At 51.0% G+C, this 26,682-nt stretch carries 25 protein-coding genes; 20 read left to right on the top strand and 5 right to left on the bottom strand.

All coding sequences use genetic code 11. The features are described 5' to 3' along the window. Positions 1-180 precede the first annotated feature (180 nt). The 5 genes from queA to secF all read left to right on the top strand — a co-directional run bounded on the left by queA (position 181) and on the right by secF (position 5,670). Positions 181-1,263, top strand: a complete 1,083-nt coding sequence (gene queA, locus IE054_RS10365) for a tRNA preQ1(34) S-adenosylmethionine ribosyltransferase-isomerase QueA (protein ID WP_189406138.1) — start codon at positions 181-183, stop codon at positions 1,261-1,263. An 80-nt stretch (positions 1,264-1,343) separates the two neighbouring features. Beyond that, positions 1,344-2,456 carry a tRNA guanosine(34) transglycosylase Tgt gene (tgt, locus tag IE054_RS10360; RefSeq protein ID WP_189406136.1) on the top strand — a complete coding sequence of 371 codons (1,113 nt, stop codon included), beginning with the start codon at positions 1,344-1,346 and terminating at the stop codon, positions 2,454-2,456. A gap of 24 nt (positions 2,457-2,480) precedes the next feature. Further along, positions 2,481-2,816 carry a preprotein translocase subunit YajC gene (gene yajC / locus IE054_RS10355; protein ID WP_189406135.1) on the top strand — a complete coding sequence of 112 codons (336 nt, stop codon included), beginning with the start codon at positions 2,481-2,483 and terminating at the stop codon, positions 2,814-2,816. Between the two features lie 57 nt (positions 2,817-2,873). After that, positions 2,874-4,718 (top strand): protein translocase subunit SecD, encoded by a 1,845-nt coding sequence (gene secD / locus IE054_RS10350; protein ID WP_189406134.1) that lies wholly within the window; start codon positions 2,874-2,876, stop codon positions 4,716-4,718. Positions 4,719-4,728: 10 nt separating this feature from the next. Next, entirely contained in the window at positions 4,729-5,670 is a 942-nt protein-coding gene (gene secF, locus IE054_RS10345) for a protein translocase subunit SecF (protein ID WP_189406132.1), read from the top strand. A 251-nt stretch (positions 5,671-5,921) separates the two neighbouring features. Here the strand turns inward: secF and IE054_RS10340 are convergent, their stop codons facing one another. Continuing rightward, the gene (locus IE054_RS10340; RefSeq protein WP_189406130.1) at positions 5,922-6,815 is read right to left on the bottom strand and encodes a LytTR family DNA-binding domain-containing protein; all 894 of its coding nucleotides are present in this window, start codon (positions 6,813-6,815) and stop codon (positions 5,922-5,924) included. A 114-nt stretch (positions 6,816-6,929) separates the two neighbouring features. Between IE054_RS10340 and IE054_RS10335 the strand changes: the two genes are divergently transcribed. From IE054_RS10335 to IE054_RS10320, 4 genes are all read left to right on the top strand, one after another. Beyond that, on the top strand, positions 6,930-8,141 hold the full coding sequence (locus IE054_RS10335) for an acyltransferase family protein (protein WP_189406128.1): 1,212 nt from the start codon (positions 6,930-6,932) through the stop codon (positions 8,139-8,141). A 225-nt stretch (positions 8,142-8,366) separates the two neighbouring features. Beyond that, positions 8,367-8,921, top strand: a complete 555-nt coding sequence (locus IE054_RS10330) for a DUF2589 domain-containing protein (protein ID WP_189406126.1) — start codon at positions 8,367-8,369, stop codon at positions 8,919-8,921. Between the two features lie 65 nt (positions 8,922-8,986). Then, positions 8,987-9,685, top strand: a complete 699-nt coding sequence (locus IE054_RS10325; protein ID WP_189406124.1) for a hypothetical protein — start codon at positions 8,987-8,989, stop codon at positions 9,683-9,685. 5 nt (positions 9,686-9,690) lie between these two features. Next, positions 9,691-10,269 (top strand): hypothetical protein, encoded by a 579-nt coding sequence (locus IE054_RS10320; protein WP_189406122.1) that lies wholly within the window; start codon positions 9,691-9,693, stop codon positions 10,267-10,269. A 65-nt stretch (positions 10,270-10,334) separates the two neighbouring features. Here IE054_RS10320 and suhB read toward each other — a convergent pair whose 3' ends face one another. Next, positions 10,335-11,111: an inositol-1-monophosphatase gene (suhB, locus tag IE054_RS10315; RefSeq protein WP_189406120.1), complete on the bottom strand. Its 777-nt coding sequence runs from the start codon at positions 11,109-11,111 to the stop codon at positions 10,335-10,337. A gap of 202 nt (positions 11,112-11,313) precedes the next feature. On the opposite strand from suhB, the gene trmJ reads away from it, so the two are divergent. Then, positions 11,314-12,033, top strand: coding sequence for a tRNA (cytosine(32)/uridine(32)-2'-O)-methyltransferase TrmJ (trmJ, locus tag IE054_RS10310; RefSeq protein WP_189406118.1), 720 nt, complete (start codon positions 11,314-11,316; stop codon positions 12,031-12,033). A 3-nt stretch (positions 12,034-12,036) separates the two neighbouring features. Then, a complete protein-coding gene (cysE, locus tag IE054_RS10305) occupies positions 12,037-12,861 on the top strand; it encodes a serine O-acetyltransferase (RefSeq protein WP_189406116.1) in 825 nt (274 codons plus the stop codon). On the opposite strand, the gene IE054_RS10300 is transcribed toward cysE, so the two are convergent. Together IE054_RS10300 and IE054_RS10295 are read right to left on the bottom strand one after the other, a co-directional pair. Continuing rightward, complete coding sequence (locus IE054_RS10300) at positions 12,858-13,934, bottom strand: PepSY-associated TM helix domain-containing protein (RefSeq protein ID WP_189406113.1); 1,077 nt, start codon at positions 13,932-13,934, stop codon at positions 12,858-12,860. The genes cysE and IE054_RS10300 overlap by 4 nt on opposite strands. Positions 13,935-13,938: 4 nt before the next feature. Further along, positions 13,939-16,023 carry a TonB-dependent receptor gene (locus IE054_RS10295; RefSeq protein ID WP_189406111.1) on the bottom strand — a complete coding sequence of 695 codons (2,085 nt, stop codon included), beginning with the start codon at positions 16,021-16,023 and terminating at the stop codon, positions 13,939-13,941. A gap of 384 nt (positions 16,024-16,407) precedes the next feature. Here IE054_RS10295 and IE054_RS10290 point away from each other — a divergent pair, with 384 nt between their 5' ends. Beyond that, positions 16,408-16,992, top strand: a complete 585-nt coding sequence (locus tag IE054_RS10290; protein ID WP_189406109.1) for a porin family protein — start codon at positions 16,408-16,410, stop codon at positions 16,990-16,992. A 179-nt stretch (positions 16,993-17,171) separates the two neighbouring features. On the opposite strand, the gene IE054_RS10285 is transcribed toward IE054_RS10290, so the two are convergent. Further along, positions 17,172-17,855: a sulfotransferase family 2 domain-containing protein gene (locus tag IE054_RS10285; protein WP_189406107.1), complete on the bottom strand. Its 684-nt coding sequence runs from the start codon at positions 17,853-17,855 to the stop codon at positions 17,172-17,174. Between the two features lie 455 nt (positions 17,856-18,310). Here IE054_RS10285 and IE054_RS10280 point away from each other — a divergent pair, with 455 nt between their 5' ends. The 8 genes from IE054_RS10280 (at position 18,311) to IE054_RS10245 (ending at position 26,681) form a co-directional block, all read left to right on the top strand. Then, positions 18,311-18,676, top strand: coding sequence for a hypothetical protein (locus tag IE054_RS10280; RefSeq protein ID WP_189406105.1), 366 nt, complete (start codon positions 18,311-18,313; stop codon positions 18,674-18,676). 382 nt (positions 18,677-19,058) lie between these two features. Further along, entirely contained in the window at positions 19,059-19,820 is a 762-nt protein-coding gene (locus IE054_RS10275) for a hypothetical protein (RefSeq protein ID WP_189406103.1), read from the top strand. A gap of 223 nt (positions 19,821-20,043) precedes the next feature. After that, the gene (gene iscR, locus IE054_RS10270; protein WP_189406101.1) at positions 20,044-20,529 is read left to right on the top strand and encodes a Fe-S cluster assembly transcriptional regulator IscR; all 486 of its coding nucleotides are present in this window, start codon (positions 20,044-20,046) and stop codon (positions 20,527-20,529) included. 7 nt (positions 20,530-20,536) lie between these two features. Continuing rightward, a complete protein-coding gene (locus IE054_RS10265) occupies positions 20,537-21,703 on the top strand; it encodes an IscS subfamily cysteine desulfurase (RefSeq protein WP_189406351.1) in 1,167 nt (388 codons plus the stop codon). Between the two features lie 302 nt (positions 21,704-22,005). Next, positions 22,006-23,442: a Fe-S cluster assembly protein SufB gene (gene sufB / locus IE054_RS10260; protein WP_189406099.1), complete on the top strand. Its 1,437-nt coding sequence runs from the start codon at positions 22,006-22,008 to the stop codon at positions 23,440-23,442. Positions 23,443-23,445: 3 nt separating this feature from the next. Continuing rightward, positions 23,446-24,207, top strand: a complete 762-nt coding sequence (sufC, locus tag IE054_RS10255) for a Fe-S cluster assembly ATPase SufC (RefSeq protein ID WP_189406097.1) — start codon at positions 23,446-23,448, stop codon at positions 24,205-24,207. After that, positions 24,204-25,463: a Fe-S cluster assembly protein SufD gene (gene sufD / locus IE054_RS10250; protein WP_189406095.1), complete on the top strand. Its 1,260-nt coding sequence runs from the start codon at positions 24,204-24,206 to the stop codon at positions 25,461-25,463. The genes sufC and sufD overlap by 4 nt, the downstream gene beginning before the upstream one ends. Further along, positions 25,464-26,681: an aminotransferase class V-fold PLP-dependent enzyme gene (locus IE054_RS10245; RefSeq protein WP_189406093.1), complete on the top strand. Its 1,218-nt coding sequence runs from the start codon at positions 25,464-25,466 to the stop codon at positions 26,679-26,681. It begins immediately after the preceding gene. Position 26,682: the final 1 nt, after the last annotated feature.

Below are 26,682 nucleotides of genomic sequence, written 5' to 3'. Positions count from 1 at the left end.
GGCATAGAACAACAAAGGAATGTTCCGGGAGAACATCTTCACAACTGGTGATATCTTAACCGATTAAGCTGGTGGCGGCGACTAAATTCAAACTATGATGGGTATAGTTGGGGATATAAAGGTATTGCAATTAATACCTCAACCGTCAGTGCCTGTCTTAACCCAAGCGATGCATACACCGTGAAAAGACAAGATTTTAATTTTACGCTTCCCGAACACCTCATTGCTAAATACCCAACCCCAAAGCGCACGGCCAGCCGGTTGCTGCACCTTGATGGTAAGAGCGGTCAGATTAGCCACACCATGTTTGCTGAAATGCTGTCACTTGTCGATGAGGGAGACCTGCTGGTGTTTAACAACACCCGTGTGATCCCGGCACGGTTGCTGGGCAAAAAGGAAACCGGCGGGCAGGTTGAGGTACTGATTGAGCGTTTGCTGGATACCCACACTGCGCTGGCGCATGTGCGTGCCAGCAAGGCACCAAAGCCTGGCGCTACGCTGTTGCTGGAGGATGCAGTGACGGTCACTGTGACTGGCCGCCAGGAGGCGCTGTTTGAATTGCGTTTCGAACACGATACGCCAGCCCTGACACTGCTGGAAGAATACGGGCACATGCCGCTGCCGCCCTATATTGACCGGCCTGATGAGACTACCGACAAAGAACGGTATCAGACCGTGTACAACCAGAAGCCAGGTGCCGTTGCCGCACCTACCGCAGGTCTGCATTTTGATGATGCCATCATGGCGGCGCTCAAACAAAAAGGAGTGAACACCGCATTTGTGACGCTGCATGTTGGCGCTGGCACGTTTCAGCCGGTACGGGTGGACAATATTCTGGAACATAAGATGCACGCCGAATACGCCGAGGTGCCCCAGTCTGTGGCCGATGCTGTGATCGCCACCAAAGCCGCCGGTAAGCGTGTGATAGCGGTGGGTACCACCTCGGTACGATCGCTCGAGTCTGCAGCGGTGGCTGCAGAAGCCTCTGACAAAGCTATTCTGCCTTTCTACGCCGATACCGATATTTTTATTTATCCGGGCTTTAAATTCAAAGTGGTCGACGCCATGTTTACCAACTTCCATTTGCCAGAATCAACACTGATGATGCTGATCAGTGCGTTTGCTGGCAGGGATAATGTGATGGAAGCCTATAAGCAGGCCATCGAGAAGGAATACCGTTTCTTCAGCTATGGCGACAGTATGTTTATAGAAGGTGCGCAGTCAGAAGATCAGTCAACAAGAAACATAGATGTTCGGGAATGATCTCAGTGTGAATGCTGGTATAATCGCCGCCAATTTTTACTGGTTTTGGCACGGTTCCGTGCAATAACAGGAATGCATGAATGCAATTTGAGTTGTTAAATACAGATAATGGCGCCAGACGCGGCAAGCTGGTTTTTGAACGCGGTGAAGTTGAAACTCCTGCGTTTATGCCAGTGGGTACCTATGGCACCGTGAAGGGCATGACGCCTGAAGAATTAGAAGACAGTGGCGCGCATATCTGTCTTGGCAATACCTTTCACCTGATGCTGCGCCCTGGTACGGGTATAATCCGTCAGCACGGCGATTTGCATGATTTTATGCACTGGCAAAAGCCCATTCTTACTGACTCCGGTGGTTTTCAGGTGTTCAGTTTAGGTGACTTGCGTAAAATCACCGAGGAGGGCGTTACTTTCCGCTCACCCATTAACGGTGAAAAAATCTTACTGACACCGGAAAAGTCAATGGAAGTGCAGCGCGAGCTGGGCTCCGACATTGTCATGATATTCGATGAATGCACACCGTTTCCAGCCACTCAACAGGAAGCGCGGTTGTCCATGGAAATGTCATTGCGCTGGGCGAAGCGCAGTAAAGATGCTCATGGCGACAGCACGTCTGCACTGTTTGGCATTATTCAGGGCGGTATGTATGAAGATCTGCGTGATGTATCACTGGCTGGCCTGGAAGAGATTGGCTTTGACGGCTATGCCATTGGCGGGCTGTCGGTGGGTGAACCCAAAGAAGACATGATCCGCATTATCGAGCATGTGGCTCCCAAAATACCGGACGATAAACCGCGTTACCTGATGGGCGTGGGTAAACCTGAAGATATTGTGGAAGCGGTGCGCCGCGGGGTGGATATGTTTGACTGCGTGATGCCGACCCGCAATGCCCGTAACGGCCATCTGTTTGTTACAGAAGGCGTGGTAAAAATTCGCAATGCCAGACATCGCAATGATACTTCGCCGCTCGATGAAAATTGTGACTGCTATACCTGTCAGCACTATTCACGCTCGTACCTGCATCATCTCGACAAATGTAACGAGATCCTGGGGGCGCGATTAAATACCATTCATAACCTGCGGTACTATCAGCGGGTTATGCAGGGCTTAAGGGATGCGATTGCAGACAATGCACTCGATGCCTTTGTTGAAACGTTTTATGAACAAAAAGGGTTGCCGGTTCCGGCACTATAACAACGATAATTACTGGGGAAATTTATGAGTTTATTTATTTCAAATGCGTACGCGCAGTCCGGCGGAAGTCAGTCTGGTGACGGTTTACAAATGCTGATCATGCTGGCCGTGTTTGGCCTGATTTTTTACTTTTTACTTTATCGCCCGCAGGCCAAGCGTGTTAAAGAGCACAAAAATCTGGTGGCGTCACTTGGCAAAGGCGATGAAATCCTCACCCAGGGCGGTCTGGTGGGCCGCATCACCAAGGTTGCAGAAGATAAAGACTTTATCGAAATTGCTCTGAATGACACCAATAACATTGTGGTGCAAAAAACCTCCGTTACCGCTGTGCTGCCAAAAGGCACAATGAAGTCGCTCTAACCGTTGGTGCCGGTACCGGTGTAACAGTGACCGGTACCGGCGAAAAAGGAATGTGCTGTGTTAAATAAGAATTCAATATGGAAGGTGCTGACGGTCATTCTGGTCATTGGCATCTGTGCGCTTTATGCCCTTCCAAACCTCTACGGGGAAGACCATGCGGTGCAGATCTCCGCAGGCCGGGACGCAACGGTCACCGAGCAGATGGTCGACGAAGTGACGCAGGCGTTAAGCGAAAAAAACATTACGCCAAAACGGGTGGAGTTTGAAAACGAACAGATCCTGGTGCGTCTGGACAATGCTGAAAATCAGCTTGTTGCCCGGGAAACACTGGAACAGACATTAAGTGGCGACTACTACGTTGCCATGAATCTGGCGCCAGACACGCCGGCGTGGCTGGAAGATCTTGGCGGTACCCCCATGAAGCTGGGGCTGGATTTACGTGGCGGTGTTCACTTTCTGATGGAAGTGGACATGAGCGAAGTGATCCTCAAATCGCTGGAAGATGCCGAAAGCAGTTTCCGCACCCAGCTGCGTGAAGAAGACCTGCGTTACCGCACGGTTGTGCAGCGCGATAACTATGTTGACATTACGTTTCGTGATGAAGACACCCTGGACAGTGCCGAATTCTTTCTGCGCAACCAGTTCCGCGACCTGACCTTTGAACAGGTGGGGGATCTTGAATTGCGCGCCACGTTCTCAGAGGCTAAGCTGCAGCAGATCCGTGACAACGCGGTGAAGCAAAATATTACTATTATCCGCAACCGGGTAAACCAGCTGGGTGTTGCAGAGCCACTGGTGCAAAAGCAGGGCGCGGATCGCATTGTAGTTCAGTTGCCAGGTATCCAGGATACCGCGCGTGCTAAAGAAATTCTGAATGCAACCGCAACGCTGGAATTCAGAATGGTTGATCAGGACAATGATGTGCGCGACGCCGTAGCCGGACGTGTACCGCCAGGCTCAATGATCATTGAAGATCAGCAGGGCAGACCGCAACTGCTGGAAAAACGGGTCATGCTGACCGGAAGTCACATTGTTGACGCTACCGCCGGTGTTGATGAGTACGGCCTGCCAAATGTGAATATTTCACTGGACTCAGAAGGCGGCAGCAAAATGTCGCGGGGAACCCGTGGCAATATCGGTAATCCGATGGCTACCGTATTTATTGAGTACAAAGCGACCGGCGAGCGCAATGAAGACGACAAGCTGATTTTCGAGAAACATCAGGAAGTCATCAATGTCGCAACCATCCGCGCGCAACTGGGCAGTAAATTCCAGATCACCGGGCTGGACTCACCGCGTGAAGCCCGCGACCTGGCGCTGTTGCTGCGTGCCGGTGCGCTGATTGCGCCAATTCAGATTGTCGAAGAGCGCACGGTTGGCCCAAGCCTGGGTAAAGAAAACATTGAGCTGGGTATGCAGGCCATTATTTACGGTCTGGTCGCCGTACTGGCCTTTATGCTGGTTTATTACAAGGCATTTGGTGTGGTTGCCAATATCGCACTGGCCAGTAACCTGGTGATGATTGTGGGTATCATGTCGATGATCCCGGGTGCGACGCTGACCCTGCCGGGCATGGCCGGTATTGTTCTGACCGTCGGTATGGCGGTGGATGCTAACGTACTAATCTTTGAGCGGATAAGAGAAGAGCTCAGGGATGGGCGCAGCCCGCAACAGGCAATACATCATGGTTATGACAGTGCATTCTCAACCATTTTAGATGCCAATATCACAACCTTTATCGCCGGACTGATTCTGTTCGCTGTGGGTACAGGACCGATTAAAGGCTTCTCAATTACGCTGATGATTGGTATTGCCACGTCAATGTTTACCGCCATTCTGGCAACCCGGGTGATAGTGAACGCTATCTGGGGTGGTAAACGCGTTAAGAAACTGGCGATTTAAGGAGCGCAGCATGCAGTTATTAAAGTTATCCGAAGACGTCAATTTCATGCGACTGCGCATTCCTGCGCTGGTGCTGTCAACGTTACTTATTCTTGGCTCAATTGTGTCGCTGGCCACCAATTCACTGAACTGGGGGCTGGATTTCACCGGCGGTACGCTGATCGAAGTGGGCTATGAAGAAGCGGCTGATCTTGAGCAAATCCGTGACCAGCTGACCGCCGCAGACTTTGACGATGCCATAGTGCAGAACTTTGGTACCAGTCAGGATGTGCTTATTCGCATCGCGCCGCGCGATGGCGTAAAAGCCGCCACCATTGGTAACCAGGTTATCGATGCGCTGCGCGCCGATGGCACGCAGGTGGACATGCGCCGCATTGAGTTTGTTGGCCCGAATGTCGGTGAAGAACTGACTGAACAGGGCGGACTGGCAATGCTGGTGGCCCTGATCTGTATTCTGGTCTACGTGGCGATGCGCTTTGAGTGGCGGTTTGCGCTTGGATCGGTTTCCGCACTTGTGCACGATGTGGTGCTGACACTGGGGTTGTTCTCGGTTCTGCAACTGGAGTTTGATCTTACCGTCCTTGCTGCGGTTCTGGCGGTGATTGGTTATTCACTTAACGATACCATCGTGGTGTCAGACCGAATCCGCGAAAACTTCCGCAAGATCCGTAAGAGCGAGCCGGTCGATATTGTCAATACGTCACTGACGCAAACTCTGAACCGAACTATCATTACCTCACTAACTACCGTGCTGGTATTGCTGGCACTGTTTTATAAAGGGGGCGCGCTTATTCATGGCTTTGCCACAGCGTTGCTGTTTGGTGTTGTGATAGGTACTTACTCATCTATCTACATCGCCAGTTCAGTTGCACTGGCGCTGGGGATCAGTAAAGAAGATCTGATGCCGCCGCAGGTAGAAAAAGAGGGTGAGGATCTGGATCCAATGCCCTAGTCCAGGCAAATTCAAAAGGCCGCTCAGATGAGCGGCCTTTTTGTATCATTAACCTGTTACGTCTTTCACGCTGACTTTCTCTTCAACCCAACTACACGTATTACGTTTTTTTGTCTCTCACCGGCCCAACCATCAATATACCAATATCGCAGCTGGCCGCCTGTAACATCCTTAGATTGTGATGCTCTGGCATGTAACTGACCCGCACCCACGGTCAGGGTTGATTGGCAGCGGTAACCGTTTCTTACTTATCAGGTCAAAGCTGGTGAGAATGCCGCTTTCAGGCTGTCTTTGTAGCGCCGTGATACGGGCAGTGCGGTGCCGGTCGTTAAGGTGAGGGTGCCGTCACCCGTATCATCATACTCGATAGTACTGATGGCCTGTGCACGGGTGGCATAGGAGCGGTGAATGCGATAGATATGATGGGCGCGTGCATCCGTACAAAACTGTTTCATGGTCATGCGTAGCGGGTACACCCCATCTTCGGTGTGCAGGTTCACATAATTGCCCGCCGCTTCTACCCAGAGTACATCATTCAGGCGCACCAGAAATTCACGGTTCAGTTTTTTGACCAGCAGATGCGCGGGAAGTCCCGGTGTGGCAGGCGTATCTGTTAGCGGTTCAGTCGCCACTGGCGCGGCTTCGCCAATCAGTCGCTGATAGACGAAGTGGATTAAGTAATAGGTGGCAAGCAACGTTGCATATCCCCAGAGGTCTTTTCGGTACTCATAGAAAAATTCCCCGACGATGGGGCCGAAGTCGTAGCTTCGTTCAGTGATACTGTAAACGGCTTTGCGCAGGCCTACCATCAGTGCCACATGGCATACAGAAAACAAGCTGCCGAGACAAAGGTGGATCAGCAACAACTTTTTTAGGCCGTACTCAGCATGCGCCATCCGCCGGATAATGAAAATCAGTGGCAGCAGCAATAAAGTGGTGCTCAGCGCACTGGTGTATTCCCAGACGTAGGGTTCCCACAGTGCACTGGTGTTGGCCGGGTCACGACTAAGCTCAGTCCAGGACGAGGCTGCGTTAATGGTGTTGTTAACCATAAAATAGATAAACGCGGCACCGATTAACATCAGCAGGTGGTACTGCTCAGTTCGACGTAAAAAGCGCCCCATCTTTTCGTCCCAGCTATTCACCTCTTATCCCTCATCCCTTGCGTACCGTCACTCTCACGTGTTTTTCAGCATGTCATGCGCGTTTAATCAGACTGTCGATGCACAGCCAGGGTATATTCAATAGGAGAAGCAGGGATGAAGCAAGCAAATCATCATCAGCGCTATGATGCGCTGGACAATATGCGGGTTCTCGCATTCGGGGTACTGATTTTGTATCACATTGGTATGTACTATGTGGCGGACTGGGGCTGGCATATAAAAAGCGACGTGCAGTTCGTCTGGTTGCAGGATGTGATGATCCTTACCAATCAATGGCGTATGTCACTGTTATTCTTAATTTCCGCTATGGTCCTGGGCGCGGTCCTTTCACGGAGGCCTGCCTTGTCCTGTCTGAAAGAGCGCACGCAGCGACTGTTGCTGCCACTGGTGTTTGGTATGTTTGTGGTGGTCGCACCCCAGGCCTATGTAGAGGGCAGGGTGAACGGGCTAGTCAGTATTTCGTTCTGGGAGTTTTATGGTCACTACATCAATCCCGCTACCGATTACCTGCCGGATGAACAGTCTGTCATTGGCCTGCTGACCTGGAATCATTTGTGGTTTTTACCTTATCTGTTTTGCTACAGCGTTATTGTTGCAGGCCTCTATCCCTTATTAACGCGCGTGATAAGCCGCTTACCCGGGTGGACTGATCATGTCGCTGTCTTCTTGCCGCTGGTAGTAACTGCGACCACATATATCTGGTTAAACCTGCGCGAAGCGTACCCTGTGACCCATGATCTGATATCAGACTGGTATAACCATGCTAAGTATGGGCTGGTGATGCTGGTTGGCATGGTGATTGTTAACCGCCCGCTGCTCTGGCGCAACGTTGTGCAGCATCGCCGCGTGCTGCTGCTGATTGCTATGTGCACATACACGCTGCTTATACTGGATCGTCATGGCGTGCTTGGTGACATACCGGCCCGGGAAGAGGCACCGTTCTGGTTATGGCCACTGATCGGCGGCATTGTCACTGGCAATCACTGGTGCTGGCTGGGAGCTATCCTCGGCTACGGGTCGCGCTACCTTGCCCGGCCATCCTCAGTCACGCGCTATTTCAATCAGGCGGTATTGCCCTATTACATGCTGCATCAAACGTTAATTGTCGTTCTGGCTTATGTACTCAGCAGCACGTTGTTGCCGGCATCATTATCGTTTCTGCTTATTCTTGCTGGTACCGTCGTTGGCTGTATGCTTAGCTATGAAGGCATAAAGCGGGTACCCGGGTTGCGTAGTTTGTTTGGCCTTAAAGGCAGGGTCAGTGCGTCGTCGCCAACAGCAAGCAGGTTTTCACCGCTTAAAGGGTGATGCGTATCGTTTATCCAAATATGTGTGCAGCAGCGCCGCCATGACGTTAGACGCAATGGCGGCACTGATTCGCAGCTTATCACTTTTGTATTCCTTTCTGGTCAAAAAACAAACAAAATTGTTCTAAGTAAAAATTGGCGAATAATCAAAGCTGTTGATATTTTAAATAACTGAAGCTGTAAGGAGAGCAGTACCCACCGACACGCCCGTACAAGGAGCGAAGTTATGCCTAATTTAGTTCAGGAGCTAAATAGTCTCGACTTTAGTGTGTACATTGGAGGTCCACTGCAGGCTGCCGTTCAGGCACAGCATGCAGCGTCAATGTCTCAGGTCAGTTTTATTCAGGAAGTAGGATTTGACAATAATCAGTTGAGGTACGTCGACTTTGAGTTTGAAAAGTCGGTGCCAAACGCTGATAGTACCGATTTTGAAACCAAAGAAGTCAAAATAAAAGTGCCGTTTCTTACCATGCTGACAATTCCGGCACTGCGTATTGAAGAACTTACCATTGATTTCAACGCGAAATTAACGTCTACCGAAACGGCCAGCGTATCCAGTGAGTTTGCTGCAAGTGCTGAGCTTGGGATTAACTATAAAATAGTGAATTTCAAAGCCTCCGCCTCATACAAACGAAACTCGACACGCGGTACGACGGTAGAGAAAACCTACAACCTCGGGGTTAAAGTCACAGCGGTGAATGATGAAATTCCCGCAGGGCTGGACCGCATACTCACCATGCTTGAAGACAGCATTGCAAGTGTCGAGCCTGCGTCTGCCTAGCCTTTTGCTAAGAGGCCAGCCTTACTGGTCTTCTTAGTCTTTGTGGTTGAACAAGGAGAGTGGGGATGCCAAAGCTCAATGATTACCTGGGCAGTATTATTTCCAGTGTTTCAAATGCACGGGTTATGGCGGATATACAGACGGTGAAAGTGGCAGAAGACTATGCGAAGCATGAGTTGCTGCGGCACTTTGCTGTCCCTCGCATGCGCATCGCCGATGTGGAACTGACCATACCGGTGGCCATTGAGTCAGCTGAAGAAGAGCTGGCAGACTCGGTCGATATCATTAAAAACCAGCAGTTTAATAAAGTCATTTATGACGAAATTACCAAGAATTTAGGGCGCACCAGTTTACCGCTCAAGGCTTCCCGCGAAGTGCGTTCACTGATGTCTGACAATGCCAATCAGCTTGAGTTAGACATCAATAAACAACGAAAACTGACGCCGGTCGCCCAGTACAGTTCGCATCTTGCCAAAGAGGTGACCCGGATAGCACTGGAGAACAAGCTGATAAAACGCGAGCAGGACGCGCACGAAGCGCAACTGTCGGAGCGCATTCAGCAAGCCGCAGAACGGCTGATCCTCAGCAATACGCAAAAAACCAGACTGGGTGACATGAATGTGATTGCTGAATCGCATCTGTTGAAAGAGCAGAAGCCAGAGAGCATTGTTCATATTAAAATGCGCATCACTGAAGACGGCATGGAGTGGCAGCAAATCGAGCAAAGCGATGGTGATGTTACCCGTAAACTGTTACCGGAATAATGCCCATGCTGCGTTCACGGGTGCTGCTGCTTGAAAATGCCAACCAGTTATTGCTTAGCTTTCCTGCACTGGTTAAACGTATGGAAGTAAAAGATCCGCAGTTTTTACCCAGCTTGTTTCAGTGGATTGAACAGGCTGAGCAACTTTTGCTTGAGCACCGGTTACCTGCCTGTGCAGCGCTTTCAGGGATCAAGGCTCGCCTGCTGGCGCCGCTTCACGATCACACCACGCGAAGCAGTCGCAGGAAAAAGCAGATACAGGTAGCGTGCGACAACCTGTTTGTCATACAAAGCAGCCTGCAGGAAGCGGTGGCAGCCCAGCGACAGAATATAGAGCAGGCCAGTGAGCTGCTGGCGCAATTGTTCAGTTTGCTCGCTAAAAGTAGCGCCGATAATGGTAATGGACTGCATTATCGTCAGAATGAAAGTGTGACGGCGTTTGCTAAACGACTGTGGTACCTGATTTGTCATCATGAACAGCTATCAGGCAGTGCAGTGCAGTTACGCAGTTTATTGTCTGACAGTGATATTGAATTGCTAATTGCGCAGCAGGTCGACCTGGAAATGTTCAGCCCTGAGGCGTAGTCATAGCTGGCATGCACAAAAAAAGCGGTGATATGCACCGCTTTTTTGATTCTTTTCTGGCGCGATTATTTCAGGTGCTTAACCAATCCCTGAACAACTTTCACGCTACCGGCTACCACTTCGCCTTTAAATAAGGGGTCGTTGCCGCCTTTGTAATCAGTGACCAGGCCGCCCGCTTCACGTACCAGCAATTCGCCGGCTGCAATGTCCCAGGCTTTAATGCCGCGTTCCCAGTAACCGTCGTGACGACCTGCCGCCACGTAGGCCATATCCAGCGCCGCTGAGCCTGCGCGACGGATATCACCACAATCATGGAAGATTTTATTTAATGACAGGGCGTATTCGCCAAACTGCGATTTATCTTTAAACGGCAGTCCCGTGGCCAGAACCGTTTCAGACATATCGCGAGGCTTGCTGGCACGAATTCTGTAGCCATTAAGCTGCGCGCCCTGTCCCCGTGATGCCGTGAATAATTCACCACGGATAGGATCGAAAATAACGGCCTGCTCAAGGCGGCCTTTATGAAGAAGGGCAATCGATACGGCAAAGTGAGGAATGCCTTTAACGAAATTGGTGGTACCATCGAGTGGATCGATGATCCACTGGAACTCTGCATCCTTGCCGCTGGTTTCACCGCTTTCTTCACCTAAGAAGCTGTGATCAGGGTAGGACTGCTGAATTTTCTGGATAATCGCCTGTTCAGCGTCTTTATCGATTTGTGTCACATAATCATTTGCGCCTTTGGCTTCAGTCGCAAGGTCACCCCGGTTTTCAAAACCACGGGCGATAATTGTGCCGGCCACGCGCGCAGCGCGCACCGCAATATTCAGCATCGGATGCATGAGGTACTCCACCAATTGTCAAAGATCAGCGTGGCGATACAGTGTCCCGCCACAAACGCGCGAAGTGTAGCAGAACCCTGATGATATGCAATCAAAGAAATAGCCCGAAATGATGACAAGGCGCATCCTCAGTAGATAGCCATCTAGACCTCTACTATGCTACCATTCGCGGCTATCTGACCTTGATCTTGTAGTGGACATTATGCTTGAAAATATTCGCATTGTACTGGTGAATACCTCTCATACCGGCAACATTGGCTCTGCCGCACGTGCCATGAAAACCATGGGCCTGAGCAACCTGTATCTGGTTGACCCGGAACAGGCGCCAGACGGCAAAGCCAGTGCGCTTGCCGCTGGGGCAGGGGATGTACTGGGCAATGCCACTACCGTAGATTCACTGGAAGAAGCCGTCGCCGATTGTGGGCTGGTTGTTGGAACATCGGCACGTTCACGCACCCATTCCTGGCCGATGCTGGAGCCCCGCGAATGCGGTGAAAAGCTTATTCAGGAAGTAGCAAATTACCCGGTGGCGCTGGTCTTCGGCCGCGAAAACAATGGCCTGACCAATGAAGAATTGCAGCAATGCCATTTTCATGTGTGTATTCCGGCAAATCCCGAGTACAGTTCGCTGAATCTGGCCATGGCTGTACAAACCTTAAGTTACGAAGTGCGCATGGCGTACCTGGCGACCGACAAACAGCCGGAAGTGGAGTCTGACTACCCACTTAATGACGATCTGGAACGTTTTTATACACACCTTGAATCTACGCTCACCGGTACCGGTTTTATTGTGAAAAATCACCCGGGGATTGTTATGACCAAGCTTCGTCGCCTGTTTAACCGGGCCAGACCAGAAGCGCAGGAGCTCAATATTCTGCGCGGCATCCTGTCATCCATTGATAAATCACTGAAGGGAAAGTAGAACGTGTTTTCCGGCATCAAAGAAGACATTCAGGCAGTTTTTCATCGCGATCCGGCGGCCAGAAATACCTTTGAAGTGCTGACCAATTACCCGGGGCTGCATGCCATTTGGATCCATCGGGTAAGTCACCGGCTGTGGCAGCGTAACTGGCGCTGGCTGGCGCGCAGTTTATCGACGTTTAGTCGCTGGCTGACCGGCGTGGAAATTCACCCGGGAGCTACGTTCGGTCGTCGGGTGTTTATCGATCATGGCATGGGCGTGGTTATCGGTGAGACCGCACAACTAGGCGACGATGTTACGCTCTATCACGGTGTTACGCTGGGCGGCACCAGCTGGAATGCCGGAAAGCGTCATCCCACCCTGGAAAACAATGTGGTCATTGGCGCTGGTGCCAAGGTGCTGGGGCCGATAACCATCGGCGCAAGGGCGAAAATTGGCTCAAATTCGGTGGTGGTAAAAGACGCACCTGCCGATTCAACCGTGGTTGGGATCCCTGGCCGTATTGTGACCTCCGCCGATACCCGGTCCTCCGGTGAGAATGGTGAAAAGCGTGCGCACATCGCGAAAAAGTACGGGTTTGATGCGTATGCGGTGTCAGAAGATAATCCGGATCCGGTTGCCAATGCCATGGGGATCATGCTTGATCACATGGCGCTGATGGACAGCAAAGTGGAAGAAATGTGCAGTGCTATCCAGGCGATGGGTGGCAATGTGTGTACCGAATCGCTCAGTAGTCTGTCAGCCAAAGACTTTGCCAATACCGGTATCGACCCTGTCGCACCGGCATCAGACGACGAAGCGCAGGACGCCTTCGATCCGAAAATTTAAGTCGCGGTTGGCTTTTTGTGTGCGTTGGGCCGGTATCTGCGGCGTTTTACCCAATAGCTGATACCGGTCAGTGGCAGCAGTATAAGTATCAAACCCGCCAGCGTGCTGACGGCTAACAGCGCAACACCACCTACCGCAGCTACGTGCAAAGGGTAGATTGTGTGGGAAAGCTGATTTCCGTAGGCCGTCTGTCTCACATCCTCACGTTCCGCCAGCACTCCGCTGGTTGTGTCAAAGCCAATATAATTGCGCCCGTTAGGGTGCCATTCGTCCTCGTGTTTCAGTCGCAGCCGGTCTTTTGAGAGGTATATAAGCCGTGGACTGACGTTGGTGAAAAGTGACTGTGCAACACTCAGACGTTGCTGCCAGTTTTCAGCCGTGGGGGCGGGTGTGGGGATCAGTGGTTGCTGACCCTCACTGGGAAATAGTCCAACCAGCGCAGAGTTAACCGGCTGTGAATAGATAATCGCGGTGCCAGTGCCCAGTAATAACACCATCGGCAACAGGAATATCACCGCGCTGACTTTATGCATCTCAGCCAGGGTTTGCAGGCCTTTTCGGCTTTTAAGACTAAACCAGTGAATCGTGAAATGACGGCGCGACAGCCGATGACGCGGCCACCAGAGGATCGTACCTGTGATGAGCAGCAGCAGACTGGCAAGGCCGGCGAACCCCTGCACATCTTTTCCGGTGTCGCCCAGCATTAAATCATGATGCAGTGATACAAACACGTCAATCACATCGCTGTGAGCTTCACGCTTTAACAGCAGCCCTGATTCACCGTAGTACCAGCGCGTGTTCTCTGTATCAACCACCTCCAGCCATGGCGCGTCGCGGGTCGGCATGTAGGCATAGCCGTGGTCAAGCTGTGGGGGCAGGGAATCCAGCTGCACTGCAGCGGCGGTCTGACTGAGCGGCGCGCCAGTGTCCAATACCGGATAGGTAAGCTTTAGCAGTGCCGGTTTGTAGTAAAGGGCGGTCCCTGTGACCGCCATCAGCAGCACCCACAGGCTTAGCAACAGACCAAGCCAGGTGTGGATGCGCTGATTAAGCTGAGCGAATGACAAACGCAATCACTTACCAGCCATATTGCCAGCTCAGTGTTACCGTGCGGCCACGGCCTGCAAAGTTGCGGTTATCACCGCCGACACTCTGTGCATAGTAGGTAAAGTAAAATTCATCCATCAGGTTTTCTATACCCAGTGTGAAGGTTCCGGCGTCGAGGGTGTCCAGCGTTGCCGTTGCGTTGAGTGTGTGGTAGCCGTCGAAATCGTTGATGCTATTACCTGCCGGCGCATCACGGTCGAACAGTTTACTGTACTGCAGGCGGGTTAACAGCATATCTGACCAGCTTTGCTGCCAGGTAACATTCATACGACGCGGGGCAATGTTGCGACCGGAGAGTTTCTGATCGACGGTGTTGTCACCGTTGCTGTCAAATTCGCCATCGGTGTCGGCATAGCTTACCGAGAAACGGGTATCGGCTGACAGCATATAACTGGCATTAATCTCCAGGCCATCTATTTCAGTGCGCTCCCGTTTAACGGTATAAATACCATCGGCGTCAGCCTGCAGGCGTGCACCCAAATCAGAGTCAGAGGTGAAATAGCTGGCGCTGAAGGTTAGGGCATCAGCGCTGTATTCCACGCCCACTTCCTGGTTGTCGGCAATCACAGGCTGCAGATCCAGGAAGCTGGAAACCGTCAAGCCTGGCTCACTGATCCCGCGCAAAACCCGGCCCACATCCGGCATACTGAAGCCTTCAGAATAGCTCGCATAAACGCGCCACCCATCGCTAATCTGGTATACCGCGCCAATGTTGTGCAGCAACTCGTTGAATGACGGGTCGCCTCCTTCTACAAAGGTACTGTTGTAAGAATACAGGGTAGTAAAGTCATCGACCTTGAGCTTGCCATATTCGTAGCGAACACCGGCACTCAGGTTCAGATCGCCAAGCTGATAGCGCGCCTGAGCATAAGGGGCCCAGTTGACAAACTCTGTGTCAGGCACCCATTTGCGTCCCGTCTGCGCCAGCTCCTGAAAGGTTGTGTCATTCAGAAAGTCGAGTCCGGCGGTAATACCCAGCGGACTGTTGGCAACGTCCTGCCAGTTCATAGTCAGGCGTGATCCATATTTGCGTGAGTCATTGCGAGACTGGTCAAACAGGTTGTCGCCAAACGCCGGGTCCTGAAAGGTACCATAGCGGCCACCACCGTATAATGCAGAGAAATCCTGAAAGAAAAGTTGCCAGTTTAGATCAGCATTCAACAGTGACTGGTGCTGGTAAGTCAGGCTGGACGTAATGACCTCGTTTTCCGGGCTGTCGCCCTCAACGCCTTGTTCCAGTGAGGTCGCGGGAATGCCTGCAGCGCGATCACCATCAACGCCCCGATAGTCGCCGTTACCTGCCATGTCAAAACGGTTAAACATAAACTGCAGCGACTGATTACTGTCTATGGTGTAGCCGATCTTTGCAAATACATCATAGCTGCGTGAGTCCATGGTATCGCCCTGTACGCCATCGACACCGATGAGTTGTCCGTTACCGTCGACATACATGCCGGTCTCTTTTAGCTGCACACCCAGAACAGTTTGCCAGTCATCCGCATTTTGTCTGAACAGGTACCCCGTCTGGTATGTGAGGCTGTCAGAAAACGCCTCCGGTGATGCTGTTACCCCCGCATTCACTTCATGGGTGGGCCCGGACTCCGCTGATTTAGTGACGATGTTGATAATGCCGCCACTGGCGCCCATGCCCTGAATGGCACTGGCACCATGGATGACTTCGACTCGCTCAATCATAAACGGATCGATGGTGTACGCTGCGCGCGAGCCATTACGCAATGGGTTTGACTGGGGAATGCCGTCGATCAGATACAGTGGATTACGTCCCCGCAATGTTTCGCCTGAGCTGGTGAGTTTCTGACGGGAAGGAGAAAACGCCGGGATCATGTTGCCAAGAATATCTGAAAGCGACTGTGCCACGTTAAGCTGTGAGCGGATCTCGTCGCCGGTAATAACGGACACCGTGGCCGGAATAGCACTTTGCGGTACGCTGGTGCGGGTGGCCGTTACCTCAATGACATCATCAATCTGAGGACTGGCGACAGCAGGTAATGCCATGACAGACAGAAGGGCAAGTGAAACAGACGTTCTTTTCATACAATACTTCAAAGATTTTTAAATTTGCGCGAATGATAATGATTATCAGCAATATTATCAAGGCGGAGGCCTGACGAATCCAGGTTGCGCGAGTTCAGCCCGGCAATCCGTAGTGATTACTTACTGGCCAGCACTTGCTGTGAAAAGACTTCACGCCCCGGAAAAATATTTCACTAAGTAGCCGAATGAAATTTGTCCCGCAGGAAAGGCCGCGAAGATCTCTGTTTTTTTTACGCAGAAATTTTACCCAATCCTGAAAGTCTTTCCTGAAAACAGGGTTATTTCTCAGATGTATAGGTTGGCACGGCGCTTGATACAGCTTTGTTGACACTCACTGGCCCCTGATTCTTTTTCCGGGGGATGAAAACGAACGAGGAAGTATCTATGAAACACATTAAAAGCACTATTGCGGGTATTGTGGCACTCACGGCGTTCGGTGCGCAGGCACAGTCCTATAACCAGGATGAAAACATTGATGACGCGGGTTTCTATGTTGGCGGTAACTATGGGTATCTGCGCGTAGACGGCGATGATGAGTTCGATGATGATAAAGACGTATGGCAGGGTGTCGCCGGTTACCGGTTCAACGAATATTTTGCGCTGGAAGGCAGCTATATTGACTTTGGCGACTACGGTAATGATTTAGCCAATGCTGAAACTGACGGTTTTACGGCCGGGCTTAAGGGCACGTACCCAATCACAGAGCGCTTTTCGATTTTCGGTAAACTTGGTCAGCTGTGGTCAGAGACAGAATATAATGTCGGCACCGTGAACAACGATTACGACGATGAAAGTGTGTTTGTGGGCGGCGGCGTCAGCTACGCCGTCAACGAACGGTTCCTGATTACTGCCGAGTACACTGTCTACGACTCGTCGATGGACGCGGAAGACGCGGTAGAAGATATTGATGACACTGAGTTTAACACCGACCTGAAGCAGGCCAGTTTAGGTGTAGAATACCGGTTTTAAAGATTGATAACTCTTGAGTCTACATTAAAGCCGGGGGAACCCGGCTTTAGTGTAGAGCATCGCCTATTGATGCACATTTACCTTGGAAAATCCATTAGCCCAAGACAAACCAGTTGCGCCCAGCGAAGCAATACCGCGCAGTGGACGAATGATATTTTGTAACGTACAAGTCTGCAATTCTAGACAGTATAGTTAAAATGGGCAATTTCCCTAGCATACACTTTAGCGATTTTTGCTTTGTCTTGGTCAGATAAAATATCGCTGTAACTCCGTTTATCTTTGCGGTGCCCCCCTTTCGCGAAGGGTAAAGACAGCGGTTCACTGAGATTAAGTTTTTCTCTGATTTTATCCATTTCCTCATTAATATTTTCGAAGAAAAATACCTGGTCGACTGCCATCTCAGATAAGTGTGTATAGAGCTCAAAGCCTCTGATAATGTTGGCCTCTGACGAGTGCACGAACTCACTTATACTTGGCCTAGGTTCTGACTTATATCGCCAATAATACCAAGAGACAACCTTATCCCAGGGGTTACGCTCGAAGCTGAACTTATAATAAGAATCCCAGATGTCAGGCTCAATATATTGCATGACTTCTGATGCACCAATGTGGTTATAAAATTTTCTGCGCTCTCTGTCATAAGCGAATTTTAACCAATCGATTTTTTTATATTTCGAAAATGGAATTCTGTAATTCTGTGCGCCGCGGTAGCCCAACTCCTGTCGCTTGGCTTCATCATCTTTTGATATGGGAGTGATGATGTCATCAGGTCCGCAATGCTTAGAAAGGGCAATTTCAACACTCGTTCCTGCGGTTTTAACTGTTTTGATAAAAATAAATTTATGTTTATGGGAAATGATCATCGTGTTTCCTTACTGCAATTGGCAACGCGTCCAGTGCTCAAAAATTTCGCCAGAGCATGCTCTTGCAATAGTAAGCATCAGGGGTGAACTCCGGCTTTATAGCGCCAATGTGTAAATTACTAATGAAAGTACTTAACTGCTACAGATGTTCCTAAGGTATAGAATTGGTTCTTAAATTGCTAGCCATACTGTCGCAGATTTATCATTCAATAAGGATGCACCTCCAATGGTGGCCACAACATGTTCGCCAAGGATACCTTCAAACATGCCTTGAAGTTCCCGAGCGTTTTAACCGGGGTAAATACTCAAGCACATTACAAAGGTATGGAACAGTTACCGGTGAATTATCAGGTTAGACGCTATCATGAAACTAACCTTAATAGCTCGTTACGCAGCTACCGCGATGCTGGAGTGCCGTTCGTCACTATAAGCGCAACGAAAGTACAAAGGCAGGCGTGCACATTGATAAATCTGATGCCATAGCGCTGGAGCACTATGCCGCGTCTGAAAGCTGTACTATCAGAACCTGCTATCAGGATACCATTGCCGCCATTGAGGCAGTGTTTGACAAAGACGATGTCTTTTATGGAATTTTCGAAGATCTATTTACCCCGGAGACAATTGCACAGCTTTCCGCATTTTTGAACGTGGAAGCACGGCCTGACTTAGCGCAGCAGCGGGTTAATACGACAGTTAAGCACGATAAGGTGCACGATGAGTTGATTGCCATAGTACGTGAGATCTATAAAGATACGTACGCATTTTGTCAGCAGCGGTTTCCACAGGTGAATGATGTCTGGCGGGGACTGCAGACGCTATAACCGGCCGCAGTCACGATATTCGCCTTAACTGTTCCGTGAATGACATGATTTGTTCAGTACTTTTACACCCCACACAGGAGTAAAAAATCGCAGGCAGCGCAAGCGGCGTCTGAAACCTGTAGAGCATCTGGCACGTCTCGCTAGTGCTCTCATGTCTTTTATTCATCGTTTTTTATGAACCAATAAGTGCTTGCTTCTGCTTGCACGCAGTCGTTGGCAGCTGAGACAGGGGGGGGCAGTTCCGGCCTCTAAAAACTGTCAGAATTTTTTACATTCGTTTTTCTGTAGGATTGTTTTTTCTCATAAAATCAATAGCTAAAGCAATGTGGAATAGATTTTGATTCAGTGGTGACGGACGTAACGGACGTCATGAGGAGAAACCATGTTGAAATCTGCAGTAAAAAAATGTTTGCTAAGTGCCACACTGTTAGCAACCGTCCTGCCAGCGCAGGCCGCGATAATTGATCTAAATAACTGGGTGCAGGAAGGACTGTCGACCAGCGGCAACTGGAATGTTGCTACCGACGGTTCGTCTGTACTGCAAACCATTAACGGCCAGCCGACCTACTTTGTCAGCCCTGACTCATTTATAAACAGTGAATTTACAGGCTCATTCAGTGTCAGTAATGATGGTGATGACGATTATATCGGTTTTGTATTCGGCTTTAACGGGCTGGATGATTATTACCTGTTCGACTGGAAACGCGGCGACCAGGTTTTTGGCGGCGAGCAGGCATTTGCCGGGTTCACGCTGTCACACATCAGTTCAGAAACAGACGTGAATTTCTGGGACCATAGCGGCTCAGGTATTTCCGTTTTAGACAGTGATTACAGCCCTAGTCTTGGCTGGGAATACAGTACTGAGTACCAATTTACACTCGGGTACACCGCGACTGAAATCAATATTGCGATCGATGGCGGTACATTCAATAATCAGCAGATTTTTAGCCTGAGCGGACTGAATAACGCTGCTGGCCGCTTTGGGTTTTACAACTACTCTCAGTCCCAGGTGCAATACGTAGGCTTCGAGGAAGATGTTTGTACCGTTAACTGCGGTAATGTCAGTGTGCCTGCACCGGCCCCCCTCGGTCTTCTTGCAGCAGCACTGATTGGCGTGTTTGTAAGAAGCGGTCGACGTTACTAATAAATACACTCCTGTATTTTTTCGGCACCGCTTAATGCGGTGCTTTTTTTGCTGCTCAATGATTCTTCCACTTTTTCTTTTACTGCATCGTGTTTCAGTGATTCTGCGTTCGCAGAGACGAGTATCTACTTAGGAATACCTGAGTACTTTACGCGGGTAAATACTTGACCATTTTACTAGGTTATGGAACAATTTCCGGGGAATTATCAGGTAGGGGGATACCATGAAATTAACCTCAAAAGGGCGCTACGCAGTTACCGCGATGCTGGATGTGGCGCTTCATTCGACCCGAGGGCCGGTGCCGCTGGCCGATATTTCCGAGCGACAGGAAATATCTCTCTCTTATCTGGAACAGTTATTTTCGCGCCTGCGCAGAGAAAAGCTGGTGGACAGCGTGCGTGGGCCTGGTGGTGGCTACAAACTTGGCCGCCATGCTGATGATATTGCCATTGGCGCAGTGATCCGGGCCGTCGATGAGTCGGTTGATGCCACGCGCTGTCATGGTCAGTCAGATTGTCAGGGCGGAGAGCGCTGCCTGACACACAGTCTGTGGGAAGATTTAAGCGACCGGATTAGCGTATTTCTGGACTCTATTACCCTTGGTGAGTTAATGGCCAAACGCGATGTACGCGAAGTAGCGGGTCGGCAGGACAAATCACAGTCGCTTGGTCAGGTGTCCAATGATATCGAAGTGAGTATTCAGCTTTAGTCCAATGATGACCAATCCAAACACGCCTATTTATCTTGATTATGCCGCGACGACACCGGTGGATCCACGGGTCGCCGAGAAAATGGCTGCCTGTTTAACGCTTGACGGTAACTTTGGCAACCCGGCATCGCGCAGCTATCGCTTTGGCTGGATGGCTGAAGAAGCCGTGGATGTGGCGCGCAACCAGATCGCTGACCTGATTAATGCCGATCCACGCGAAATTGTGTTTACTTCCGGCGCGACTGAGGCTAACAACCTTGCGATTAAAGGGGTAGCTGAAGGTTATGCCGATAAAGGTAACCATATCATTACGGTTGAAACCGAGCATAAAGCCGTGCTGGATACCTGCGCGGCGCTGGCTGCACGAGGCTGTGAGGTGACCTATTTGTCGGTTGACAGTCATGGCCGTATTGATCCGTCACAGGTCAACGATGCGCTTAAAAATAACACTGTGCTGGTCAGCGTCATGCACGTAAACAACGAGCTGGGTGTTACTCAGGATATAGATGCTATTGGCGAATTGTGCCGTGAGAAGGGCGTGCTGTTTCATGTCGATGCCGCGCAAAGTGCGGGCAAGTTACCGATTGATATCACGTCTTTGCCGGTTGATTTAATGTCGTTTTCTGCGCATAAGCTATATGGGCCGAAAGGCATTGGTGCGTTATACGTGCGTCGTCGGCCGAAAATTCGTCTTGCCGCGCAAATTCACGGCGGCGGACACGAGCGGGGTATGCGTTCAGGAACGCTGGCCACCCACCAGATTGTTGGTATGGGCGAAGCGTTTGCTATTGCCCAGGCAGAGCAGGCGGAAGAAGCACAGCGGCTTACCGCACTGCGTGAGCGGCTGTGGGCAGGTATATCAGAGCTGGATGATGTTTATCACAACGGCCACGACAGCGCCCGTGTCGCCGGGATCCTGAATGTAAGTTTTGGCGGTGTCGACGGCGAAAGCCTGATCATGGGGCTTAACGATATCGCGGTGTCGTCGGGGTCCGCCTGCACCTCTGCGAGTATGGAGCCGTCCTATGTGTTAAAAGCCATTGGGCGAAATGATGAACTGGCGCACGCGGGTCTGCGATTCAGCGTTGGGCGTTTTACCGGCAATGACGATATTGATTATGTTATTGAAAAAGTGACCAGTGTAGTGACCCGGTTGCGAGAGGCAAACCGCTAATTGCATATTGCGGGGCTTTGCGGCATGATCGCGCTCGCCAAAATCCGGGTCAGGTGATGCCAGCAGACTGGCAAAACCAGTCGACAAATTAAGTTCGGTGTTTTAACCCCGCCTCACCGTTACCTGACTAATTCTTGAGTGATTTAGTCAGGTATTATAAAATTAGCGTATTAAAATGCTGTGTTCCTGCTAAGCAGGTGTTCAAGACCAGATACAAGTGCCGCTTAGCACATGTCGGGCAAGACCGTACAGGCCCGGCACGCGGGGCACAGCAATGACAGGCAAATAAGTGAGATCCAAACATGAGTGAACAGATCGAACAGGCATTAGAAAGAAAGTACGAGGCCGGTTTTTATTCAGAAATCGAGTCCGAGACCTTTGAAAGCGGCCTGGACGAATCGGTTATTCGCCGTATTTCTGAAATGAAAGGCGAGCCTGAATGGATGCTGGACTGGCGTCTGAAGGCTTATCATGCCTGGCTTGAAATGGAAGAGCCTGATTGGGCGCATGTTGATTATCCGAAGATCGACTATCAGGCGATATCTTATTATTCAGCGCCTAAGAGTATGAAAGACAAACCGAAATCACTAGATGAAGTCGATCCGGAGTTGCTGCGTACTTACGAAAAACTGGGTATTCCGCTGCATGAGCAGGAAATGCTGGCCGGGGTAGCCGTCGATGCGGTGTTTGATTCTGTGTCGGTGGTCACGACCTTCCGGGAAAAGCTGGAAGAAGCCGGGGTCATCTTCTGCCCAATCTCTGAAGCAGTACATAAATACCCTGAGCTGGTGAAAAAGCACATAGGTTCAGTGGTGCCGCGCACCGACAACTACTTCGCGGCGCTTAACAGTGCTGTGTTTACCGACGGTTCATTTGTTTATATTCCCAAAGGCGTACGCTGCCCAATGGAACTGTCGACGTATTTCAGAATTAATGAAATGAACACCGGTCAGTTCGAACGTACGCTGATTGTTGCCGAAGAAGGCAGCTACGTTAGCTACTTAGAAGGCTGTACGGCGCCGCAGCGCGATGAAAACCAGTTACACGCAGCCGTGGTTGAGCTGGTGGCGAAAGACGATGCCAGCATCAAGTATTCAACCGTGCAGAACTGGTATCCGGGCGACGAAGACGGCAAGGGGGGCATTTACAACTTTGTGACGAAGCGCGGTCTTTGCCATACCAATGCCAAGATATCCTGGACACAGGTGGAAACCGGGTCAGCAGTCACCTGGAAATATCCAAGCTGTGTACTCAAAGGGGACAACAGCGTCGGTGAGTTTTACTCCGTGGCCCTTACCCGGGGACGTCAGCAAGCCGATACCGGTACCAAGATGATTCACCTGGGTAAAAATACCCGCTCGACCATTATCTCCAAAGGGATATCAGCGGGCAGAAGTAACAATGCGTATCGTGGGCTGGTCAAAATGGGCCCGAAAGCTGACGGCGCACGTAATTTTACCGAATGTGATTCGCTGCTTATCGGCGATGAGTGCGGTGCACACACATTCCCTTACATTGAAAGCCGAAATCCGTCTGCCATCGTAGAGCACGAAGCTACCACGTCAAAAGTCAGTGATGAGCAGTTGTTCTTATGTCAGCAGCGTGGTCTGGACCCTGAAAAAGCGGTGTCTATGATCGTCAACGGTTTCTGTAAGGAAGTATTTAAAGAGCTGCCGATGGAGTTCGCGGTGGAAGCCGGGAAGCTGCTCGAAATTAGTCTTGAAGGTTCAGTGGGGTAATTAATGCTTAAGATCAGTGATTTACATGCCAGCGTGGAAGAAAAATCTATCCTTAACGGGGTGGACCTGGAAATCAATCCGGGGGAAGTACACGCCATCATGGGTCCGAACGGGGCCGGCAAAAGTACCCTGGGTTACGTGCTGTCCGGACGCGATGGCTACGAGGTAACCGGCGGTGATGTGAAATTTGAAGAGCAGGATCTGCTGGACATGGAAGTGGAAGAGCGCGCCAGCGCAGGCCTTTTCCTGGCATTCCAGTACCCGGTAGAAATTCCGGGCGTGAGCAACATGGAATTTATGAAAGAATCGGTTAATGCGATTCGTGAACAGCGTGGCGAAGAGCCGCTGTCAGCCGCGGAGTTTTTAAAGAAAGCCAAAGCGGCCTGTAAACAGGTGCAGCTGCCTGCTGACTTCCTCAAGCGCGGGGTCAACGAAGGTTTCTCCGGTGGCGAGAAAAAACGCAACGAAATTATGCAGATGATTTTGCTTGAGCCGAAGCTTTGTATTCTTGATGAGTCAGATTCCGGCCTTGATATCGATGCCCTGCAGGTCGTTGCTGATGGCGTAAACAGCCAGCGTGACGGTAAGCGCAGCTTTATTGTTGTGACGCACTACCAGCGCTTGCTGGACTACATCAAGCCTGACTTTGTACACATTCTTGCCAATGGCAAAATTGTGAAAAGCGGTGATGCGTCACTGGCCCAGCAGGTAGAAAAAGAAGGCTATGCATTTCTCGGTAAAGCCTTTGAGGAGGCAGAAGCATGAGTCAATGGCTAGAACAGGTCATTGGCGAGGCGCAACAGGTAAATGACTATCTGGCGCCTGTGCGTCAGCAGGCCTTAACCCAATTAAAGCAGGATGGCTGGCCCGGCCGCCGCAATGAAGCGTGGCGGTTTACACCACTGACAAGTGTACAAAAGCGTGATGTCAGTCACAGCGATGATGTGCCGGACTATCAGGTACCGGCCATTGACAATCTCAATGCCATCGAGCTGGTTTTTGTCGACGGTAAACTGGTCACCGATACCAGCGCATTGGACGTACCCGCAGGTATGACGCTGACGACGTTAAGCGATGCCAGTGACGCGCAGCAGCAAGCCATTGCCGGGATATACGGGCAGGTTAAACCGCGTCGCCATGTATTCGGGCTGGTGAATGATGCCATTTGTCAGCACGGTGTGTTTATTGATGTTGAAGACGACGCCGTCATCGATACGCCGGTGCGCATTGTCAATCTGGCGGCGTCGAATGCCGACGCGCACACGCGAGTGGTGGTGCGTCTGGGTGACAGAGCCAGGGCGTGTGTGATCGAACAGGGTACAGGTACTGTCGACAGCTTCACTACAGCGTTTGCCGAGTACGATATCGGCGCACAGGCCCGACTCGAGCATTATCGTTTTGCCATGTTTACCGGCGATGCCAAACAGGTTGGTGGTTGCCACTTCCGGCTGGGTGAGTCGTCACGATTAAACAGCACCATGGTGGGGTATGGCAGCGAATTGTCGCGCCTGGATGTAGATATTCACCATGCCGGCGAGCATGCCAGGGCCAAAATGAATGCGATTTATCTGCTGTCAGAAGGCGAGTTGTTCGATCTGCACAGCACCATTGAGCATGCTGTGCCAAATGGTACTACCGAAGAAAATGCCCGGGGTATTGTTGGTGATCGTGCCCGGGCCGTATTCAATGGCCGTATTCATATTCATCGCGATGCGCAGAAGACGCTGGCTGAGCTGAATAACCGTAATTTGCTGTTGTCACGCCGGGCACTGGTGAATACCAAGCCCGAGCTGGAGATATATGCCGATGATGTTCAGTGTGCGCACGGTGCAACGGTGGCAGAAATTGAAGAAGAAGCGTTGTACTACCTGCTAACGCGCGGTATTTCGCGCTCAAAAGCGCTGGTAATGCTGAACTTTGGCTTCATTCAGGAACTGGTGACAGCGATGCCGAATGAAGCACTGCGCGAGTGGTTGCTGCCGCTGTTAAGCGAACGCTTTGTGAGCATGGAGGTTAAATAGATGAGCCTGGATGTTGCGGCGCTACGTGAACAGTTCCCGATTTTGCATCGCCGGGTAGGCAATAATCCACTGGTGTATCTGGACAATGCGGCGACCACGCAGAAACCACAGGTAGTCATCGATGCGCTGGTGGACTTTTATACCCAGTGTAATGCCAATGTACACCGCGGTGCACATCAGCTGTCGGACGAAGCAACGCGGCGCTACGAGCATGCCCGCGACAGTGTCGCACGGTTCATCAATGCGGCGTACCGTGAAGAGGTTATCTGGACCAGCGGCACAACCGAAGCCATTAATATTGTGGCTAATGGGCTGGCCCAATTGCTGCGCGAAGGTGATGAAGTGCTGGTGACTGAACTTGAGCATCATGCAAACCTGGTCACCTGGCAGCAGGCGTGTCGCCGTTCAGGCGCAACCTTAAATGTGGCGCCAATCTTTGATTCAGGTGAGCTGGACACAGACGCATTTCTACAGTTGCTCAGTGATAAAACCCGTATGGTGGCTATGCCGCACGTCTCCAATGCGCTGGGCACGGTCAATCCGGTGAAAGCCCTGACCGCGCGAGCCAAAGAAAAAGGCGCACTGGTGCTGATTGATGGCGCACAGGGAATCGCACACGGCAATGTCGATGTCAGCGATATTGGCTGTGATTTTTATGCCTTTTCCGGTCATAAACTGTTTGGCCCTACGGGCATCGGTGTGCTGTGGGGACGTAAAACAGTGCTCGAAGACTGGCCGGTATGGCAAACGGGCGGCGAAATGATCCAGGACGTGAGCTATCACGAAGCCACCTGGGGTGCATTGCCTAACCGTCTGGAAGCCGGTACGCCAAATATCGCCGGGGCAATTGGCTTAGGGGCGGCAGTTGACTGGTTTAGCACACTGAATATCAGTGATGTGCAGGCCCATGAGCAGCACCTGCTTCGCTACGCCACAGAACAGGCAAATGCGGTAGACGGCATGCGGCTGATTGGTACAGCACCGGATAAAATCGGTGTCATGAGCTTTCTGCTGGAAGGCGCGCACCCGGCAGATATCGGCTTTATCCTGGACAAACAGGGTGTCGCAATCCGCACAGGCGATAATTGCGCGCAACCTTTAATGAAACGACTCGGGATCCCGGGTACAGCGCGGGCGTCGTTCTCGGTGTACAACACCACCGAAGAAGTGGACGTATTATTTAAAGCGCTGAATAAAGCCAAAATGATGTTGGCCTAGG

The sequence above is a fragment of the Alteromonas halophila genome, assembly GCF_014651815.1.
Taxonomy (GTDB): Bacteria; Pseudomonadota; Gammaproteobacteria; order Enterobacterales; family Alteromonadaceae; genus Alteromonas; species Alteromonas halophila.
The sequence above is the reverse complement of the archived record's forward strand: the minus strand, read 5'-3'. Positions and strand labels throughout refer to the sequence as shown.

Coding starts and splice junctions, on each gene's coding strand:
- trmJ (WP_189406118.1), top strand. CDS start 11,314: ATGCTTGAAAATATTCGCATTGTACTGGTGAATACCTCTCATACCGGC.
- IE054_RS10265 (WP_189406351.1), top strand. CDS start 20,537: ATGACCAATCCAAACACGCCTATTTATCTTGATTATGCCGCGACGACA.
- IE054_RS10245 (WP_189406093.1), top strand. CDS start 25,464: ATGAGCCTGGATGTTGCGGCGCTACGTGAACAGTTCCCGATTTTGCAT.
- IE054_RS10320 (WP_189406122.1), top strand. CDS start 9,691: ATGCTGCGTTCACGGGTGCTGCTGCTTGAAAATGCCAACCAGTTATTG.
- IE054_RS10325 (WP_189406124.1), top strand. CDS start 8,987: ATGCCAAAGCTCAATGATTACCTGGGCAGTATTATTTCCAGTGTTTCA.
- IE054_RS10295 (WP_189406111.1), bottom strand. CDS start 16,023: ATGAAAAGAACGTCTGTTTCACTTGCCCTTCTGTCTGTCATGGCATTA.
- yajC (WP_189406135.1), top strand. CDS start 2,481: ATGAGTTTATTTATTTCAAATGCGTACGCGCAGTCCGGCGGAAGTCAG.
- secF (WP_189406132.1), top strand. CDS start 4,729: ATGCAGTTATTAAAGTTATCCGAAGACGTCAATTTCATGCGACTGCGC.
- IE054_RS10335 (WP_189406128.1), top strand. CDS start 6,930: ATGAAGCAAGCAAATCATCATCAGCGCTATGATGCGCTGGACAATATG.
- sufC (WP_189406097.1), top strand. CDS start 23,446: ATGCTTAAGATCAGTGATTTACATGCCAGCGTGGAAGAAAAATCTATC.
- tgt (WP_189406136.1), top strand. CDS start 1,344: ATGCAATTTGAGTTGTTAAATACAGATAATGGCGCCAGACGCGGCAAG.
- sufD (WP_189406095.1), top strand. CDS start 24,204: ATGAGTCAATGGCTAGAACAGGTCATTGGCGAGGCGCAACAGGTAAAT.
- IE054_RS10330 (WP_189406126.1), top strand. CDS start 8,367: ATGCCTAATTTAGTTCAGGAGCTAAATAGTCTCGACTTTAGTGTGTAC.
- sufB (WP_189406099.1), top strand. CDS start 22,006: ATGAGTGAACAGATCGAACAGGCATTAGAAAGAAAGTACGAGGCCGGT.
- IE054_RS10285 (WP_189406107.1), bottom strand. CDS start 17,855: ATGATCATTTCCCATAAACATAAATTTATTTTTATCAAAACAGTTAAA.
- IE054_RS10275 (WP_189406103.1), top strand. CDS start 19,059: ATGTTGAAATCTGCAGTAAAAAAATGTTTGCTAAGTGCCACACTGTTA.
- suhB (WP_189406120.1), bottom strand. CDS start 11,111: ATGCATCCGATGCTGAATATTGCGGTGCGCGCTGCGCGCGTGGCCGGC.
- IE054_RS10290 (WP_189406109.1), top strand. CDS start 16,408: ATGAAACACATTAAAAGCACTATTGCGGGTATTGTGGCACTCACGGCG.
- iscR (WP_189406101.1), top strand. CDS start 20,044: ATGAAATTAACCTCAAAAGGGCGCTACGCAGTTACCGCGATGCTGGAT.